This is a genomic window from Micromonospora sp., from assembly GCF_048594385.1.
In the GTDB taxonomy this organism is placed as follows: domain Bacteria; phylum Actinomycetota; class Actinomycetes; order Mycobacteriales; family Micromonosporaceae; genus Micromonospora; species Micromonospora wenchangensis.
Window position 1 is genome coordinate 14599 of sequence record NZ_JBMDWU010000481.1, and the last position, 17005, is coordinate 31603.

Sequence of the window (17005 nt, forward strand, 5' to 3'; positions counted from 1 at the left end):
GGTTACCAGGCTCAGGGCTTCACCTGGGCAAACGACGACCCGGCGGGGCACGACGGCGCCGCCGCACGGGTCGTGCGCCGACACTGCGAGGGAGGACCCGTGCCGGATCCGTTGACCGTCGCGTCCGGCGTATCCGCGGCCGGAGCCCTGGTCTCGGTGTGGCAGCTACGCCGCCGGGCCCTGCAGGCCGAGGCGGAACTGGAGCAGCTACAGGCCGAACTGGCCGCGGAACGGCACGCCGCCAGCCACGACCCGCTCACCGGGCTGCCCAACCGACGGGCCTTCTACCGGCTGGCCGCCACGCTACTCACCGACGCCGGCGGGCAGCCCCTCATCGCGGTGGTCCTCGACCTCAACGACTTCAAGCAGGTCAACGACCGCTACGGGCACGCCGCCGGCGACCAGGTGCTGATCAGCGTCGCCCAACGGCTGGCCGCCTTCGCCGGCGACAACCTGGTCGCCCGGCTCGGCGGCGACGAGTTCGCCGGCCTACTGGCCAGCCCTTCGGTCGACCGGCGCTGGATCGACCACGCCACCCGGCGGCTCTGCGAGGCGATGGCCGCACCCATCCCGCTGGGCGCGTGCAGCGTCCGGGTCACCGCCTCGGTCGGGCTCGCCCCGGTCACCGGCCCCACCCAGCTCGCCGACGCGCTCTGCCGGGCCGACGCCGCGATGTACCGGGCGAAGGGCGTCACCAGCCGGCAGTCACCCCGGCAACTGCTCGACGCCGCCCGTCTCGCCGAGTGCTGAGCCGCCGCCCACGCCGGGGCGACCCCACCCGACGGCGGGCGGTGCCGGTGGTCAGCGCCAGCCGTAACCGGACCGCAGCGCCTGCCCGACCCGGTCGAAGCGCCCCCGGTCCAGCACCGCGCCCTCCCGGCGGATGCCGTCCTCGCGCATGGTGAGCACCCGGTCCAGCCGAACCCAGCTCGGACGGGACTCACGGTCCCACTCCCCCGGGCCCAGCGCCAGCCAGTGCCGCTGGCCGTCCCGCTCGCTCTGGCTGGACAGCATTAACCCGAACAGGGTGCGGCTGGACCGGCCGACCACCAGCACCGGACGGTCCTTGCCCTGCTTCGGGTCGTCCTCGTAGGGCACCCAGGTCCAGACGATCTCGCCCGGGTCGGCCTGACCGTCCGGCTCCGGGGCGTACGACAGCTCCCGCCGTTGCAGGGCGCTGACCTGACGCCGCCGGGCCAGCTGCGCCGGGATCGGACCGGGGGTGGCGCGCTGCGCGCCGGTCACCCGGCCGAGCCGGGACGCCACGTTCCTCAACAGACCTGCCACGGCGGGCAGCCTACCGCCAGCCGGGCCGGCTCACCCGTCGAGGTCACCGGCCCGGCGCAGCAGCACCGCCCGTTCCCGCACGTTGCGGCACAGCCTGGCGGCGACCTCCAGCTCGGCGCGCGCCTCGGCGGTCCGGCCGAGCCGGGCGAGCAGCTCACCACGGACGCTCGGCAGCAGGTGCGACCCGGCGAGGCGGCCGGTGGCGGCGACCTCGTCCACCACGGCCAGCGCCGGCTGCGGCCCGTCGGCCATCGCCACGGCCACGGCCCGGTTCAGCTCGACGACCGGCGACGGCGCCACCCGGCCGAGCGCCTCGTAGAGCAGCACCACCCGGGACCAGTCGGTCTCCGCCACCGACGGGGCACCGGCGTGGCAGGCGGCGATCGACGCCTGCAACCCGTACGGCCCGAGGCCGCGCCCCGCCGCCACGGCCCGGCGCAGTGCCGCCATCCCCCGGCGGATCGCCGACCGATCCCACCGCCGCCGGTCCTGGTCCGCCAGCAGCACCGCCTCGCCGTCGGCGTCGACCCGGGCCGGGAACCGCGCGGCGGTCAGCTCACACAGGGCGAGCAGGCCGTGCACCTCCGGCTCGGCGGGCAGCAGCGCGGCCAGCGTCCGGGCCAACCGGATCGCCTCGTACGCCAGGTCGGGGCGGAGCAGGTCGGTGCCGGCCGTCGCCGTCGACCCCTCGGTGAAGATCACATAGAGCACGCCCAGCACCGTGCCGAGGCGTTCCCGCCGCTGGGGTGGCTCCGGCAGGGCGAACGGCACCCGGGCGGCGGCGATCGTCTTCTTGGCCCGGGTGATCCGTGCCTGCACGGTCGGCACCGGCACCAGCAGCGCCCGCGCGATCTCCTCGCTGGACAGGCCGCCGACCACCCGCAGCGTCAACGCCAGCCGGGCCGGCGGCGGGAGCACGGGATGACAGGCCACGAACATCAACGCCAGCACGTCGTCGTCGACCCGGTCCGGGTCCCACGGCAGGTCCCCGTCCCCGGACCCGCCGGCCGGCCCGTCGAGCCGGCCGGCGAGCACCGCGTAGCGGTCGTCGAGCGCGGCCCGGCGGCGGAACGCGTCGACCGCCCGCCGCCGGGCGGCGATGAGCAGCCAGCCCACCGGGTTCGCCGGCACCCCGTCGCGCGCCCAACCGACCAGGGCCTGCGCCACCGCCTCCTGGGCGACGTCCTCGGCGAGCGCGAAGTCGCCGGTGTACCGGGCCAGCGCGCCGACGATCCGGGCCGACTCGATGCGCCAGAGCGCCTCGACGGCCCGCCGGGCCGACTCGGCGCCCGGCGGGCCGTCGGTGGGCACCGTGCTCAGAGCTGGCCGGTCCGCTCGCGCCACTCCCGCTCCCTGACGATGAACTCGTTGTCCTGCGGGAACTCGTCGATGCCGGGGACCCGGCGCACCTCGCACCTGCTGCCGGGCAGCGCCGGCATCCGCCGGGCCCACTCGACGGCCTCCTCCTTCGACGCCACGTCGAGCAGGTAGAAGCCGCCGAACAGCTCCTTCGTCTCGCCGTACGGGCCGTCGGTGACGACCGGGGTCTCCCCGCTGTAGTCGACCACCACGCCCTGCGCCGGGTCCTCCAGGCCCTCGGCGGCCACCAGCACGCCCGCGCGGATCAACTCGTCGTTGAACCGCCCCATCGTCTCCAGCATCTCCTCGAGGGGGATCTTCATCATCGTCGCCAGGGATTCGTCCGTGTTCCGCATGATCAGCATGTACTTGGCCATCGTCGCTCCTCGTCGTCGGGTCGCCGTTCGACCCGCTCACCCTCTGGTCGAACGGGGACCGGGCCGGATCGACACGACCGTCCGGTGAATTTTCGTCAGGCCGGTCGCCGGGCCAGCACCAGGGTGGTCCGCAGGTCGAGGGTGACGGTGCCGCCGAAGCCGTCGACGGCGGCCCCGATCGCCGCGAGGACCCGCTCCCGCTGCTGCGGTGGGCGGCGCAGCTGCGGCGAGAAGGTGCCGACGAGGCGCTGGTACCGCGCCGTGGTCAGCGGCACCGACCGGCGGAACGCCGACGACCGGACGTCGGTGAACAGCCCGCTGCCGGTGATGTCGGCGTGGAACCAGTCCTCCGGCTGGTCGTGGTGCGGCACCGGGTCGACCGACTCGAACGCCGCCCGGATCGCCGCCGACTGGGCCGGGTCGACGTAGTCGTACCGGTGGGCGAAGACGGCCAGGGTGCCGCCGGGGGCCAGCGCGTCGTGGGCCCGCCGGTTGCGGGTGGCCGGATCGAGCCAGTGCCAGGCCAACGCGCAGGCCAGCAGGGGCACCCCGGCCGTCGGCGGCGACCACTGCTCGAACCGGGCGACCACCACCTCGACGTCGGGGAACCGGGCGGCCAGCACCGCCGCCATCCGCGCGTCCGGCTCGACGCAGGTCACCCGCGCCGGGACGGTGCCGGCCGCCGCCGGACGCGGGTGGGACGGCCCGTCGGGGTGGGCGAGGTCACGCAGCAGCGCGGTGGCCAGGCCGGTGCCCGCGCCGACCTCGACCAGCCGGGCGGGGGGTCCACCGTGATAGGCGAGGATGGTGTCGGCGAGGGCGGCCGGATAGCCCGGTCGGATCTCGTCGTAGTCGTCCGCCACCTCACCGAAGAGCTCCACCATGATCGCCATCGTCGCACCGCCGCCGCACCGGCGGTGCCCCGTCGAGGGAGGCCCATGACCGAACTGCCCCGGGACCTGCCGGTGATCGAACGCACCGCCGTGCGGCTGGTGGTCCGCGACCGGGACGGCCTGATCCTGCTGTTCCACACCCGCGACCCGGAACACCCCCGGCTGGGCACCTGGTGGGAGCTGCCCGGCGGGGGCGTCGACCCCGGTGAGACGTACCCGCAGACCGCCCTGCGGGAACTGCGCGAGGAGACCGGCTTCGTGGTCACCGCCGCGCAGCTCGGCCCGCCGACCTGGCGACGGCGGGCCAGTTTCATCCACCGCCGGTTGCGCCACGTCCAGGACGAGGTGGTGCTGACCGTACGCCTCGACGCCGCCGCGCCGGACGTCGACGGCGCGGACCGCCTCGACTACGAGGTGGAGGACTACTTCGGGTTCCGCTGGTGGCCGGTCGAGGAGATCGTGACCAGCACCGCCCGGTTCTACCCGGGTCGGCTGCCCGCGCTGCTCACCGCGTTCCTGGCCGGCGAGCGGATCGACGAACCGTTCGAACTCTGGTCCTGACCGGGGTGCCACCGGCCCGCGCGGTGGGCACAGTGGAGGGCATGACGACGATCCCGTACGACCCGCTGACCCGGTACGCCGCCCGGCTGCACGCCGACCTCGGCGACCGGCACCACGTCGCCTCCCCGCTCGGGGCCTGGCTGCTGCTGGCGCTCGCCGCGCCGGCCGCCACCGGCGCGGTCCGGGACGAACTGGCCGAGGTGCTCGGTGTCGACGGCGAGACCGCGGCGGCGGCCGCCACCGCGCTGCTGGACCGGCCGCACCCGCTCGTGCCGTCGGCCACCGCCGTCTGGCACCGGGCCGGCACCGACCCCGACCGGCTGGCCGGCTGGTGGGACGGGCTGCCCCGGAGCACCGCCACCGGCGTGCTGCCCGACCGGGCGGGCCTGGACGCCTGGGCCCGTGAGCACACCCTCGGGCTGATCGACCGGTTCCCGCTGACCGTCTCCCCCCGGGTGCTGCTGGCGCTGGCGAGTGCCCTGGCCACCCGGATCTCCTGGGCCACCCCGTTCGACCTGGTGTCCGGCGCGGCGCTCGGCCCCGACGACCCGCGCGACGCGACCCGACCGGACGACGCACCCGCCCACCGGCCGGGCGCGGGGCGCGGGCCGGACCAGGGGCGGGGGCCGGACCAGGAGCACGGGCCGGGCGACGGCTGGGCGGGGCGGCTGGCCCGGGTGTTGCGCAGCCCGGAACACGGGCACCGGGCCTGGATCGCGGCGACCGGCCCGGCCGGCGACGTCGCCGTGCACGCCGCTGCGGCGGTGGAGCGCGACGGGGCCGGGCTGGTGGTGCTCTCGGTGCTCGCCGACCCGGCGGTCCCTGCGGCCGACGTGCTCGCCGCCGGCTACGCGCTGGCCGGTGCGGCGGTGGACGGCGAGCCGGCCCGCCGGTCGCTGTTCGACCTGCCGCTGGGCCCGGGTCCCCTCGGCACGCTGCGCGAGGAGCCGGTGCGCACCGCCGCCCGAGGCGGCCGGGAGGAACGCCACCGGGCGGTGCTGCCCTGCTGGTCGGCCCACGACGAGCACGACCTGACCGCCCCCGGGCTGGGGTTCGCGGCGGTGGGGCGGGCGCTGGGTGGGCTGCTCGGCGTCGACGTGGGCGTCGAGGCCCGGCAGGCGACGGTGGCGCACTACGGCCGGTACGGCTTCGAGGCCGCCGCCGTGACCGGGGCGTTCGCCCTGACCAGCCTCCCGCCGGAGGGCGTACGCCGCAGCGCCGAGTTGCGGTTCGGGCACCCGTACGCGGTGCTGGCGGTGGCCACCGACCACCGGGACGGCGAACCCGGGCCGTGGCACGGGCTGCCGGTCTTCTCCGCCTGGGTGGCCGAGCCCCGGGAACCGGCGGACACCGACCTCGTCGACCCGGTCGAGTCCTGGTGACCGGGGTCGACCGGCCCTGACCGGCGTCGCCGAGGTCGGCGGCGGCGACCAGGCCCGACCGCGACGTTCGTCCCCGAGGCGGCACCGTCCCCGGGGGACCCGCCGCGGTCGGGGGTCCCGCGCTCGCGCGGGCACGACGGGTGTCGCCGTGCCCGCGCGGGTGTTCAGCCGGCCACCGACGCCGGCTCCGGGCGGGCCTTCGCCCGCTCGGCGAGCCGCCGCTGCCGCTCCTGCGCCCCGATCAGGTCGTCGGGAAGCGAGTCGGGCACCTCGACGTCGAACCGGCGCAGCATCCGGATCGCGAACCCGCCGAGCGTGATCAGCACCAGGGCCAGCCCGAAGCAGACGTACGCGAAGCCGATGCCCCGACCCGGACCGGTGCCGATCACCGCGCCCACCGAACCGGCGAGCGCCCCGCCGTCGGCGAGCATCGGCTCGAACAACGCGGTCGCGCCCGGAGCGAGCAGCGCAAAGCCGATCGGCAGGGTCGACCAGGAGATCGTCTGGTTCAGGCTGAACACCCGGCCGTGGAACCGCTGCGGCACCTTCACCTGGACGATCGTGGCGTAGATCGACTGGGCGGTGGTCATCGCCATGGCCAGCCAGAACGCCCCGAAGGCGATCATGACGACGGAGGCGTCCAGGCCGATCAGCACACAGCCGACGGCGGTGCCCAGGTTGCCGATCAGCACCCCGATCATCCGCCGCTGCCGGGGCCCGCCCCACAGCGACATCAGCACCCCGCCGGCCACCGCGCCGATCGCCTCGGCCAGCGCCACCTGCGCCACCTGGGTGGCGGTGCCGAACGACAGCACCAGCGGGGTGGTGAGCACCAGCGCCGGGGCGAGGAAGACGTTGCCCAGCGCGAAGTAGCCGAGCATCAGCCGGAAGCCCTTGTGCCGCCACGAGTAGCGCAGGCCGTTGGCGATCGCCACCAGCAGCCGTTCCCGGGGCCGCCAACCGAGCAGGTCGGGGAAGCGGACCACGGCCAGCGTCAGCACCGCCACCAGGTAGCTCGCCACGTCGATCAGCAGGATGCCCTTCAGGCCGATCGCGGCGAGCAGACCGGCCGCGAAGACCGGCATCAGGAGCATCGCGAAACCGCTGGAGAGCTGGGTGATGCCCATCGCGTGCCCCAGGTAGCGCTTCGGCACCAACTGTGGCACCGCCGACTGGAAGGCGATCCGCTGGAACGACCCGGCCACCTGGCTCAACGCCACCAGCCCGTAGATGTGCCACAGGGCGAGGTTGTCGGTCCAGAGCAGGGCGGCCAGCACGAGCTGGATGGAGCCCGACACGCAGCTCGCGATCATCATGATCCGTCGCCGGCTGATCCGGTCGGTGAGCGCGCCGGCCACCGGGAGCATCAGCACCCCGCAGATCAGCGCCAACGCCCACAGCAGGCCCAGGTCGGCCACCGACCCGGTCCGGGTGAACAGCCAGATCGGCAGGGCGAACGCGGTCAACGCCGAGCCGGTGGTGGAGACGAGCTGCCCGGCGGTGACCGCGACGAAGCGGGCCATGCTCGGCTTCACCACCGCCGGGGCCGGCCGGTCGGCGTCGCCGACGCGCAGGTGGTCGGCGACCACCCAGCCGGCGTCCTCACCCCGGGCCGCCGGGCCGAGCGCCGTCACGTCCCCGGCCCGCACGGCCGGGTGCACCTGGGTGACGATCTCGGCCAGCTCGTCGGCCCGGTACTTGAGGAAGAAGTGCCCGGCCTGGTCGAGCACCACCAGGCCGAGGGTGTCGCTGAGGAACTGCCACTCCGCGTACCGCTCGGAGTGGTAGTCGGTCACCGGGTCCTCGGAGCCGACCACCGAGACGATCGGCGCACGCAGCTTCGCCGCGCCCCGGTCGAGCAGCCCGGTGAAGTACTCCTCCGACGCGCGGGAGTCGGCCCGCATGTTGCTGATGATCCGGTCGGCCTGCTCCGGGTCCAGCTCGTCGGTGTCCACCCCCATCGACTTGAGCCAGCTCGCGTAGTGCCGGTTGCTGCTCAACTGCTCCAGCCGGTTACGCAACGCCGCGAAGGCGCCCTTCGGCCGGGCGAACGGGAACATCGCCCCGATGTAGACGACCTCCAGCTCCCGCCCGGCCGCCTCCACCTTGCGGGCCACCTCGGCGATGATCGCGCTGCCGACCCCGCAGTGACCGTAGAGGGCCAGCGGACCCTCGATCCGCTCCACGATCTCGTCGGCCACCCGGCTGGTCAGCTCGTCGAACGGCAGGGCGTCCTCGGTCAGCCCGACGTCGTGGCCGGGGATGGCCAGCGACCACAGCGCGTGCCCGGCGGGCAGCGCATCGGCCAGCGGCTGGTAGACGATGGCGCTGCCGCCGCCGTACGGGACGCAGACGTAGCTGAGCACCCGCCTGCCGGCCGGGATCGGCTTGGTCAGCTCGTAGAGCAGCCGACGCGGGCCGGCCGCCTCGGCGTCACCGGTCATGAACGCGGCCAGCTCGCGGATGGTGCGCTGCTGGAACAGGTCCATCACGCCGACCGCCCGGCCGCCGTGCTCGGCCCGCCGGATCTTCGCCACCACCTGGGTGGCGAGCATCGAGTGCCCGCCCAGGTCGAAGAAGTCGTCGTCGATGCCGAGCGTCGGCACGCCCAGCACCTCCGACCAGATCCCGGCGAGCAACCGCTCGGTGTCGTCGCGCGGCTCCACCAGGGCCACCGACGCCTCGCGGGTGACCACCGGCGCGGGCAGCGCCCGGCGGTCGAGCTTGCCGTTCGGGGTCAGCGGCAACGCGTCCAGGGTGACGAACGCGGCCGGCACCATGTACTCCGGCAGGGTCTCCTTCAGCGCCGTCTTCAGCGCGGCGTGCTCGGCCGCGCCCACCAGGTAGGCGGTGAGCCGCTTGTCGCCGGGGCTGTCCTCGCGGACGATCACCGCCGCCTCGGCCACCCCGGGCTGCTCGCGCAGGGCGCTCTCGATCTCACCCAGCTCGATGCGCAGGCCGCGCAGCTTGACCTGGTGGTCGATCCGGCCCAGGAACTCGATCACTCCGGCCGGGTCCGCCCCCGTCGTCGTCCCCGCCGGGTCGGGCACCCAACGGGCCAGGTCACCGGTGCGGTACAGCCGGGCGCCCGGTTCACCGGAGAACGGGTCCGGCACGAAGCGTTCGGCGGTAAGCGCCGGCCGCAGGTGGTAGCCACGGGCCAACCCCACCCCGCCGATGTGCAGCTCACCGGCCACCCCGACCGGGCACTCCCGACCGGCCGGGTCGAGCACGTGCAGCCGCAGGTTGGCGATCGGCCCACCGATCGGCACGCCGGTCAGCCCGGCCAGCAGCGCCGGGTCGCAGTGCCAGGCGCTGACGTCGATCGCCGCCTCGGTCGGGCCGTACAGGTTGTGCAGTGCGCAGTGCGGCAGCCGGGCGGTGAAGTCGACCGCCGAGGCCAGCGGCAGCTCCTCGCCGGAGCAGATCACCCGCCGCAGCGCGGTGGCCGCCTCCACCCCCTCCTCGGCCAGGAACACCGTCAGCATCGACGGGACGAAGTGTGCGGTGGTGACCCGCTCGGCGACCAGCACGTCGCGCAGGTAGCCGGCGTCCTTGTGGCCGCCGGGCTTGGCCAGCACCAGCCGGGCGCCGACCCGCAGCGGCCAGAAGAACTCCCACACCGACACGTCGAAGCTGGCCGGGGTCTTCTGCAGCACCGCGTCGGCGGCGTCGAGCCGGTAGGTCTTCTGCATCCAGTCGAGCCGGTTGACGATGCCCCGGTGGGTGTTCGGCACCCCCTTCGGGCGACCCGTCGACCCCGACGTGTAGATCACGTACGCCAGGTGTTCCGGGCCGGCCAGCGGGGTCGGGTCGGTGGTGGGCTGGTCGGCCCAGACCGCCGGGTCGTCCAGGGCCAGCACCGTCGCCTCGACCGTCGGCAGGACGTCGCGCAGGCTCTCCTGCACGAGCACCACCGGTGCGGCGGCGTCGGTCAGCATGAAGGCCAACCGGTCGGCCGGGTACTCCGGGTCCAGCGGCAGGTACGCCCCACCGGCCTTGAGCACCCCGAGCAGGCCGGCGACCAGCTCCACGGAGCGTTCCGCGCAGACCCCGACCAGGGTCTCCGGGCCGACGCCGGCCGCCCGCAGCCGGTGCGCCACCCGGTTCGCCGCGGCGTTGAGCTGCGCGTACGTCGTCGAGACGCCCTCGATGGTGACCGCCACCGCGTCCGGGGTCGCCGCCGCCGCCGCCTCGATCGGGCCGTGCAGCGTCTCGGCGGCCGGGAAGTCGGCGCTGGTGTCGTTCCAGGACGCCAGCAGCGCCCGCTCCCCGGCGGGGAGCAGGTCCAGCGCCGACACCGCCACGTCCGGGGTGGCCACGACCGCGCGCAGCAGGGCACACCAGCGGTCGGCCATCCGGGTCACCGTGTCCCGGTCGAACAGGTCGGTGTTGAAGACCAGCTTGCCCCAGAGTCCGTCGACGGTCTCCACGGCGTGCAGCTCGAAGTCGAACCGGGTGGCCCGCAGCTCCATCGGGGTCCAGTCGAACGTCACGTCGGTGGCGTCGGAGACCTCGGTGAACCGGCCCATCTCGTAGTTCTGCAGCACGAACATCGCCTGGAACACCGGCGAGCGGCTGACGTCGCGGGGCAGGCCCAGTTCGTGGACCACCTTCGCGAACGGCACCTCGGCGTGCTCGAAGCCGTCCAGCACGCTGCGCCGGGTGCGTTCCAGCAGCTCGGTGAAGGTCGGGTCACCGGCCAGCTCGGCGCGCAACGGCAGCATGTTGATGAACATGCCGACGATGTTCTCCAGCTCCGGGGCGGACCGGCCGGCCACCGACGCGCCGACCGCGAAGTCCTCCTGGCCGGCGTGCCGGGCCAGGAAGACCTGGTAGGCGGCGAGCAGCGTCATGAACAGGGTGCCGCCGGACTCCCGGGTCAGCGCCGTCAGGCGTCCCGTCTCCGCCGGGTCGAGCCGGAACTCGACGAAGTCGCCCCGGTAGGTCTGGGTGGCCGGGCGGGGCCGGTCCAGCGGCAGCTCCAGCGGGGTGATCCCGGCCAGCCGGGACTTCCACCAGTCCAGGTGCGACCGGGCCGCCGCCCCGCCAAGCTCCTGCGCCTCCCAGACGGCGAAGTCGCCGTACTGCACCGGCAGGGTGGGCAGCTCGCCGCCCCGGTAGGCGGTGATCAGGTCGCGCAGCAGCACGTCGACCGACCAGCCGTCACCGACGATGTGGTGCTTGCTGAGGAACAGCACGTGGTCGTCGGCGGCCAGCCGGATCAGCAGCGCCCGCAGCAGCGGCCCGGCCGCCAGGTCGAACGGCGCGAGCGAGGCCGCCTCCACCAGCTCCTGCGCGGCCCGCTCGTCCGGGGCGTCGACCACGGTCAACGGCACCTCGACCGCGTCGGCGATCACCACGGTCGGCTTGCCGTCAGCGTCGGCGGGGAACCGGCTGCGCAGCGACTCGTGCCGGGCGGTCAGCGCGGTCAGGGCGGCGCGCAGCGCCGTGACGTCGAGCGGGCCGCGCACCCGCAACGGCACCGCGATGTGGTACGCCGCCTCGCCCGGAGCGAGCTGGTCCATGAACCAGACCCGCTCCTGGGCGTACGACAGCGGCACCTCGACGCCCTCGAGCCGCGGCGTGATGCGGGCGGCGGGGGTGGCCTGCCGTCGGCGCAACCGTTGGGCGATCAACGCCGCCCGGGCGGCCTCCCGGGAATCCTTCAGGTCCGTCATGCGGGGGTGTCCTTCTCCGCCGCCAGCAACGCGGCGACCTCGGTCTCGGAAAGGTCGTCCAGTTCGGCGGCGATCTGCGCCTCGATCTGGGCGGCCAGGTCGGCCACCACGGGGCTGCCGAACAGCGCCCGCATCGGCAGGTCGACGTCCACCTCGGCCCGGATCCGGGCCATCGCCCGCATGCCGCGCAACGAGTTGCCGCCGAGGGCGAAGAAGTCGTCGAGCGCGCCGACCTTCTCCACCTGGAGGATGTCGGCGTACACCTCGGCGACCAGGGTCTCGGCGTCGGTGCGGGGCGGGACGTAGCCGTCGCCGGCCACGGACTCCGGCGGTGCGGGCAGCGCGGCCCGGTCCAGCTTGCCGTTCGGGGTCAACGGCAACGCGTCGAGCCGGACGAACGCGGCCGGCACCAGGTGCGCCGGCAGCTCCCGGGCCAGCTCGACGGCGAGGTGCGCCTCCTCGGCGGTGCCGACGTGGTAACCGACCAGGGTCGGCTCCCCCGAGTCGGTGCGCACGGCCACCGCCGCCTGGTGCACCTCGGGGTGCTCCCGCATCGCCGCCTCGATCTCGCCCAGCTCGATGCGCATCCCCCGCACCTTCACCTGGTCGTCGCGGCGACCCAGGTAGTCCAGGGTGCCGTCGGCCCGCCACCGGGCCAGGTCACCGGTGCGGTACATCCGCTGCCCCGGCGGGCCGTACGGGCAGGGCAGGAACCGCTCGGCGGTCAGGCCGGGCCGGCCCAGGTAACCCCGGGCGAGCTGGTCACCGGCGACGTACAGCTCGCCGACCACCCCCGGCGGGACCGGCTGGAACGCGGCGTCGAGCAGGTACACCCGGCTGGTGGCGGTGGGCCGGCCGATCGACACCGGGCCGGCGGGCACCTGCTGCCCGGGGGCGAGCCGGGCGGCGACACAGCCGACGGTGGCCTCGGTGGGGCCGTACTCGTTGACCACCGCCACCTCCGGGTGCGTGGCTCGCCAGTCGGCGAGCTGCTCCCCGGTGAGCGCCTCGCCGCCGATCACCAGGTCGGTGGTGGGCGACAGCGCCTCCTCCAGCAGCGGCAGGTGGCTCGGGGTGACCTTGAGGAACGTCGGCCGTCCACCCACCCGGGCCGCCGGGGAGTCGATCCCGGCCAGCCGGACGGTGCCCCCGGCGGTGAGCGGGCCGAGCAGCCCGGTCACCGTCAGGTCGAACGAGACCGGCGAGTGCAGCAGGGCGGTGCCGGACAGCCCCGGGTAGGTGTCCCGGGCCCAGGCCAGGTACGCGACGATCGCCCGGTGCTCCACCACCACGCCCTTGGGGCGGCCGGTCGAGCCGGAGGTGTAGAGCACGTAGCCGGGGTGCTCCGGGCGCAACGGGGCGATCCGGTCGGCGTCGGTGAGGTCCGCGCCGTCGGCGTCGTCGGCGGGCCCGGCCGCACCGTCGACCAGCAGCGCGTCGCCCGGCACCAGGGTGGCGGTCTCCGCCACGGCCAGCACCAGCGCCGGCGCGGCGTCGGCGCGCAGGTAGCCGATCCGGCCCGCCGGATCGCCGGTGTCCACCGGCACGTCCGCGGCCCCCGCCTTGAGCACGGCCAGGATCGCCACCAGCAGCTGCGGGCCGCGCGGCAGGGCCAGCGCCACCCGGGTCTCCGGGCCGACGCCCCGGCCCACCAGCACCCGGGCCAGCCGGTTCGCGGCGGCATTGAGCTGCGCGTACGTCAGCGTGACGTCCTCGCAGACCAGGGCGGTGGCGTCCGGGGTGGCCGCTACCTGCCGCTGCACCTCGTCGACGACGGTGGACGACGGGCCGGCCGTGGCCGCCTCGGCCCACCCGCCGAGGACCAGGTCCCGTTCGGCGTCGGCGAGCAGCGGCAGCGCGGAGACCGGCTGCCGCGGGTCGGCCACGGCCGCGTCGAGCAGCCGGACGTAGCGGGCCACGACCGCCTCGGCGGTGGACCTGTCGAACAGGTCGGTCCGGTAGACCAGCCGGCTCTCGCCGGTGGTGATGTCGAAGGCCAGGTCGTCCTTGGTGGTGCCCAGCTCCACCGGGTCCAGCCCCGAGTCGGGGATGAAGTTCAGCGCGGTCTGGAAGATCGGCTGCACCGACGGGTCCCGCTCCGGGGCGACCGCCTCGACGATCGCCTGGAACGGGGTCTGCCCGTGCTCCAGGGCGTCGACCAGCCCGTCGCGGACCCGGCCGAGCAGGTCGGTGAAGCGCGGGTCGCCGCCGACGTCGCAGCGCAGCGCCACCGGGTTGACGAACATGCCGATCAGTGGGGTCAGTTCGGCGGTCTCCCGACCGGCGGTGGAGACCCCGACCACCACGTCGGTGTCGCCGGAGATCCGCGACAACAGCGCCGCGAAACCGGCAAGCAGCACCATGTACGGGGTGACCGCCGACCCGGCGGACAGCCGGCCGATCCGGTCGAGCAGCCCGGCGGGCAGGTCGAAACGCACCTCGTCACCGGCGAAACCGAGCTGCGCCGGGCGGGGCCGGTCCAGCGGCAGGCCGGTGACCTTCGGGGCGCCGGCCAGGTGACCGGTCCAGAAGGCGAGCTGCCGGTCGCGTTCCGCGCCGGTGAGCTGGTCGCGTTGCCACACCGCGAAGTCGGCGTACTGGATGGGCAGCTCCGGCACGGTGGCCGGCACACCCGTCGACGCGGTCCGCGCGAACGCGGCGATCTCGGCGCCGAACAGCACCGCCGAGTGGCTGTCGAAGACGGCGTGGTGCACCACCAGCAGCAGCGTCCACGCGTCGTCGAAGCGGATCAGCCGGGCCCGCCACAGCGGCGGCGCGTCCAACGGGATCGGGGTCCGGGCCAGCTCGGCGCGCAGCGCGTCGGACCGCCGCAGGCGCTCCGGATCGGGCAGCCCACGCAGGTCGTCGACGGGCAGCCGGAACGACTCGTGCTCCCGGACCACCTGCACCAGGGTGCCGTCGTCGACCCGCAGGTGGGTGCGCAGCGCCTCGTGCCGGGCGACGACCTGACCGAACACCTCGGTTGCCGTCTCGGCGTCCAGGTCGGCGGGCAGCCGGCACGGCACCGACACGTTGTAGACCGGGGAGGCCGGGTCGAGCTGGTTGGCGATCCAGACCCGTTCCTGGGCGAACGAGGCGGGGAAGGTCCACTCGCGGGTCATGCCGTCTGCTCCCGTACCGAACGCGGGCGCATGTCGGTCCAGACCTCGTCCACGTGGGCCAGGCACTCCTCGCGGCTGCCGGTGAAGCCCGCGTCGTGCCAGCCGGCGGGCAGGTCGCGGTCGGCCGCCCAGATCGAGTACTGCTCCTCGTCGTTGCGCACGACCAGGAATCGGGTGTCGGCCATCAGTTCGCTCCAGCGGTGTCGGGGGTGTGCGGTTCGGCCATCGCGACGGCGATCTTGCGGGGTCCGGTGAACGGTTCCCGTCCGTGCGCGGCGGTCATGTTGTCGACCACCAGCACGTCGTCGCGCCGGTAGTCGAAGCGGACGCTGGCCGCCCGGTACGCGGCCCGCAGGTGGTCCATCACGTCGGCGGGGATCTCGCCGCCGTCGCCGTAGTAGGTGTTCGCCGGCAGCCCCTCGGGGCCGAACATCGCCAGCAGCCCCTCCTGGTAGTCCTTCGGCAGGGTGCTCAGGTGGAAGAAGGTGGCGTGGTTGAACCAGCGCGGGGTGTCCGAGCCGGGCCGGTGGTGCACCACGTCGCGCACCGCCCGGGTCCGCAGCCCGTCCTTGCCCACCCACTCCAGCTCGATCCGGTTCGCCGCCGCGTACGCCTGCACCTGCGCCCGGTCGTCGGTGCCGAAGACGTCCTGCCAGCGGGTGCCGAAGTCGGCGTGGAAGTTGCGCACCAGCAGCCAGCGCCGCCTGACGAACTCCTCGCGTACCGCCGGGTCGATCTCGGCGTACACCCGGCGCACGTCGGCCAGCGGGGTCGCGCCGAGGGTCTGCGGCGCGGTCAGGCAGTAGAAGAACAGCGTCAGCGGCCAGCGCGCCTGGTACGAGTTCTCGTTGTGCAGGAAGATCTCCTCGTCCGGCGGGTAGTCGGTCGAGGTGTAGACCTTCCCCTTGATGGCGTGCCGGGGCGAGGACCGCTCGGTGTAGGTCAGCGGTTCGCCGGAGAACGCCCGCACCACCGCGTCGAAGCCGTCCACCCCGCCCACGTCGAAGCCGCGGAACAACAGCCCGCCGTGCGCGACGAGGGTGGCGCGCAGCTCGGCCCGGCGGCGGTCGATCAGCTCGGTCAGGGCGGTGCCGTCGTTCTCGACGACGACCGGCAGCGTGGCGATCGTGTCGCTCATTGCGTGGTCTCCTGTTTTCTCGACGTCAGGCGCGGGGTAGCCGCGGGATGGCGGGGATGGTGGCCGGCGCGGCCGGTTCGTCGGCGGCGGCGGCCCGCAGCTGGGCGATGCGTTCGGCCAGACCGGCCACGGTCGGGGTCTCGAAGAGGCTGCGCATCGGCAGCCGGACCCCGGTCGCCTTGCGCATCGCGGCGATCAGCTGCACCGCGACCAGCGAGTTGCCGCCGAGGGCGAAGAAGTCGTCGTCCACCCCGACCTCGGCCACCCCCAGCCCGTCCCGCCACACCCCGGCGATGGTGATCTCCAGCTCGGTCCGCGGGGCCGCCGAGCCGCCGCCGGTCGCCGTCGCGGCGGCGGTCGACGGCTCCGGGTCCTGCTCCAGGGCGTCGGTGGTGACCCGGGAGGCCCGCCGCCGGATGTCCGCCACCGTCCGGGTCGCGATGACCACCTGCGGGCCGAGGCCGGCGGTGAGGCTGCGCCGGAACGCCTCCGCGCCGTCGACCGGGCGGATGTCCTCGGTGACCGTCCCGGCCGCCGGGTCGGCCACAGCCGCGTCGGCGGCACCGGTCAACCCGCCGGTGACCGCGCCCTGGTCGACCCGGCGCAGCACGAAGTCACCGATCGCGACGAGTTCCCGGCCCTCGGTGTCGGTCAGCGACAGGTCGGCGGCGACCACCTCGTCGGTGGCGCTGGCCCGGTGCCGCAGGTGGCTGTGGAACACCGCAGGCAGCGGCCCGCGCACCACGATCCGCCCGTACGACAGCGGCAGGTAGGTGCCGTCGCCCTGACCCCGACCGAACGCGGTGGCCACGTCCAGCAACGCCGGGTGCAGGCCCCACGCGGGCAGGTCGGCCCGGACCGGCTCCGGGGCCTCGATGCGGGCCAGTTCCTCGCCGTCGCCGAGCCGGTGCTCGGCCAGCGACGCCCAGCGCGGGCCGAAGGTCAGCATGCTGGTGCGGCCCCGACCGAACGAGGCGTCGTCGTCGACCCGCCGGCCGTCGACCACCGGCACCCGGGCCGGCGGGGCGGCCTCCACGGTCCAGCCGGCCGATCCGCGCACGTGGGTGCGGAGCTGGCCGGCGGCCAGGCTGCGGACGGCGAAGTCGACGCCGTCCTCGGCGGCGGTCAGCTCGACCCGGTACTGGGCGACGGTGCCCTGCGGCACCGCGAACGGCTCCAGGAACACCACGTCGCGCAGCTCCACC

The 17005-nt window shown here is 74.7% G+C and carries 12 protein-coding genes; 3 read left to right on the plus strand and 9 right to left on the minus strand.

Annotated elements, in window-relative coordinates; genetic code table 11:
• The first annotated feature begins 99 nt into the window (after positions 1-99).
• Positions 100-750: a GGDEF domain-containing protein gene (locus ACOJTC_RS26095; RefSeq protein ID WP_204924602.1), complete on the plus strand. Its 651-nt coding sequence runs from the start codon at positions 100-102 to the stop codon at positions 748-750.
• 51 nt (positions 751-801) lie between these two features.
• Here the strand turns inward: ACOJTC_RS26095 and ACOJTC_RS26100 are convergent, their stop codons facing one another.
• The 4 genes from ACOJTC_RS26100 to ACOJTC_RS26115 form a co-directional block, all read right to left on the minus strand.
• Complete coding sequence (locus tag ACOJTC_RS26100) at positions 802-1287, minus strand: type II toxin-antitoxin system PemK/MazF family toxin (protein WP_420118874.1); 486 nt, start codon at positions 1285-1287, stop codon at positions 802-804.
• A 30-nt stretch (positions 1288-1317) separates the two neighbouring features.
• Positions 1318-2598, minus strand: coding sequence for an RNA polymerase sigma factor (locus tag ACOJTC_RS26105; protein WP_420118882.1), 1281 nt, complete (start codon positions 2596-2598; stop codon positions 1318-1320).
• Positions 2599-2603: 5 nt separating this feature from the next.
• Positions 2604-3023: a YciI family protein gene (locus tag ACOJTC_RS26110; RefSeq protein ID WP_204924603.1), complete on the minus strand. Its 420-nt coding sequence runs from the start codon at positions 3021-3023 to the stop codon at positions 2604-2606.
• A 95-nt stretch (positions 3024-3118) separates the two neighbouring features.
• On the minus strand, positions 3119-3907 hold the full coding sequence (locus tag ACOJTC_RS26115) for a class I SAM-dependent methyltransferase (RefSeq protein ID WP_420118875.1): 789 nt from the start codon (positions 3905-3907) through the stop codon (positions 3119-3121).
• A 54-nt stretch (positions 3908-3961) separates the two neighbouring features.
• Here ACOJTC_RS26115 and ACOJTC_RS26120 point away from each other — a divergent pair, with 54 nt between their 5' ends.
• Together ACOJTC_RS26120 and ACOJTC_RS26125 are read left to right on the plus strand one after the other, a co-directional pair.
• Positions 3962-4477 (plus strand): NUDIX hydrolase, encoded by a 516-nt coding sequence (locus ACOJTC_RS26120; RefSeq protein WP_377684634.1) that lies wholly within the window; start codon positions 3962-3964, stop codon positions 4475-4477.
• 41 nt (positions 4478-4518) lie between these two features.
• The gene (locus tag ACOJTC_RS26125) at positions 4519-5859 is read left to right on the plus strand and encodes a hypothetical protein (protein WP_420118876.1); all 1341 of its coding nucleotides are present in this window, start codon (positions 4519-4521) and stop codon (positions 5857-5859) included.
• 164 nt (positions 5860-6023) lie between these two features.
• Here the strand turns inward: ACOJTC_RS26125 and ACOJTC_RS26130 are convergent, their stop codons facing one another.
• From ACOJTC_RS26130 to ACOJTC_RS26150, 5 genes are all read right to left on the minus strand, one after another.
• A complete protein-coding gene (locus ACOJTC_RS26130) occupies positions 6024-11540 on the minus strand; it encodes an amino acid adenylation domain-containing protein (protein ID WP_420118877.1) in 5517 nt (1838 codons plus the stop codon).
• Positions 11537-14662: a non-ribosomal peptide synthetase gene (locus ACOJTC_RS26135; RefSeq protein WP_420118878.1), complete on the minus strand. Its 3126-nt coding sequence runs from the start codon at positions 14660-14662 to the stop codon at positions 11537-11539. Before ACOJTC_RS26135 ends, ACOJTC_RS26130 begins: the two co-directional genes overlap by 4 nt.
• The gene (locus ACOJTC_RS26140; protein WP_088646413.1) at positions 14659-14847 is read right to left on the minus strand and encodes an MbtH family protein; all 189 of its coding nucleotides are present in this window, start codon (positions 14845-14847) and stop codon (positions 14659-14661) included. Before ACOJTC_RS26140 ends, ACOJTC_RS26135 begins: the two co-directional genes overlap by 4 nt.
• The gene (locus ACOJTC_RS26145) at positions 14847-15800 is read right to left on the minus strand and encodes a TauD/TfdA family dioxygenase (RefSeq protein WP_420118879.1); all 954 of its coding nucleotides are present in this window, start codon (positions 15798-15800) and stop codon (positions 14847-14849) included. Before ACOJTC_RS26145 ends, ACOJTC_RS26140 begins: the two co-directional genes overlap by 1 nt.
• Before the next feature lie 25 nt (positions 15801-15825).
• Positions 15826-17005, minus strand: a 1180-nt coding sequence (locus ACOJTC_RS26150; RefSeq protein ID WP_420118880.1) for a polyketide synthase dehydratase domain-containing protein, incomplete at its 5' end; no start/stop codon positions are given.

Coding starts and splice junctions, on each gene's coding strand:
- ACOJTC_RS26110 (WP_204924603.1), bottom strand. CDS start 3,023: ATGGCCAAGTACATGCTGATCATGCGGAACACGGACGAATCCCTGGCG.
- ACOJTC_RS26115 (WP_420118875.1), bottom strand. CDS start 3,907: ATGGTGGAGCTCTTCGGTGAGGTGGCGGACGACTACGACGAGATCCGA.
- ACOJTC_RS26120 (WP_377684634.1), top strand. CDS start 3,962: ATGACCGAACTGCCCCGGGACCTGCCGGTGATCGAACGCACCGCCGTG.
- ACOJTC_RS26125 (WP_420118876.1), top strand. CDS start 4,519: ATGACGACGATCCCGTACGACCCGCTGACCCGGTACGCCGCCCGGCTG.
- ACOJTC_RS26130 (WP_420118877.1), bottom strand. CDS start 11,540: ATGACGGACCTGAAGGATTCCCGGGAGGCCGCCCGGGCGGCGTTGATC.
- ACOJTC_RS26135 (WP_420118878.1), bottom strand. CDS start 14,662: ATGACCCGCGAGTGGACCTTCCCCGCCTCGTTCGCCCAGGAACGGGTC.
- ACOJTC_RS26140 (WP_088646413.1), bottom strand. CDS start 14,847: ATGGCCGACACCCGATTCCTGGTCGTGCGCAACGACGAGGAGCAGTAC.
- ACOJTC_RS26145 (WP_420118879.1), bottom strand. CDS start 15,800: ATGAGCGACACGATCGCCACGCTGCCGGTCGTCGTCGAGAACGACGGC.